Here is a 1115-nt window from a genome sequence, read left to right on the forward strand (position 1 = left end):
GCTCTGTAGTAAGGTCTGGTCTTTCGCCGCTTACCTTTGTGGGGACCACTGGCGCGACGTATAGTGTGGCAGTCTCCGACTATGGCAGTATATTTTTTGACCACTGGGAGAATGGGAGCACGGCAAGGACGAGGACGCTGACGCTTAATGCTGATACGGCAATAACGGCGCACTACAGGGACACTGCGCCTCTGCCGCCACCCATGCCGGACCCCGACCCCAGCTCGATAGCCGACCTGATACCAAAGACGGGCGTCTTTGTCGCGCTGTACATGTATCCTGGCGGCACGCAGGCCGCGCACTGGCAGAAGGTGATCGACGAAAAGACCAAGCACCCCTCGGTGCCCATCGTGGCCGCGTTCAACCCCTCAAGCGGGCCCGGCAACTTTAAGGATAACAACATCGCCAGCTGGGTCAACAAGCTAAAGCAGGCTGGCGTTATAGCCATCGGCTATACCTATGACGACTATGGGACAAGGTCTCTTGCCGCGCTAAAGGCTGACGCCGACAAGTACAAGAACTGGTACAACGCCGACGGCCTGTTCATCGACGAGTTCACCAACAAGGTGGGCTACGAGAGCCACTACCGCGACGTGACCAACTATGCCAAGTCGGTAGGCATGAAAATGACCCTCGGCAACCCAGGGACCGATGTTCCCAAGAGCTACATCGGGACAGTCGACGTCATCAACATCACAGAAGGGAGGGGCTACATGCCGATCTCGTGGCTGCAGTACTGCGTCCAATGCTCTGCAAGCAGCGGCTGGCATTACCAGTACGACAAGCGCAACTTTGCCTACATCCGGTACGACATCAGTTCCCTTGACACGACGTTTGAGACCGAGTCAGCCAAGTGGGTCGGCCTGCTGTACATCCACACCGGCAACGACTCTAACGGCAGGTGGTTCACGGTGCCCTCGTACTTTGGCACGCTGATAGAGACGCTGGACAGGTGACCGGGACTGGATCCCACGAAGGGTCCAGCCATCTCTTATTTTTCAAAAACCTTTGGGACGTTTTTCAGCAGCCACCTTGCGCCTTCCAGCTGAAGCCTTGCGCCGTCTAGGTGCCCGCCGCCCAGCTCTAGCGTCCCCCTCACCGTGCGCCCTGCAGAG

General features: G+C 57.9%; 1 protein-coding gene. It reads left to right on the forward strand.

Going from position 1 to position 1115, the window contains the following annotated elements; genetic code table 11:
* A partial coding sequence (locus ACREAY_RS12070) for a spherulation-specific family 4 protein (protein WP_431756012.1) occupies window positions 1–956 on the forward strand: 956 nt, incomplete at its 5' end.
* Window positions 957–1115: the final 159 nt, after the last annotated feature.

The sequence above is a fragment of the Nitrososphaera sp. genome, from assembly GCF_050748925.1.
In the GTDB taxonomy this organism is placed as follows: Archaea; Thermoproteota; Nitrososphaeria; order Nitrososphaerales; family Nitrososphaeraceae; genus Nitrososphaera.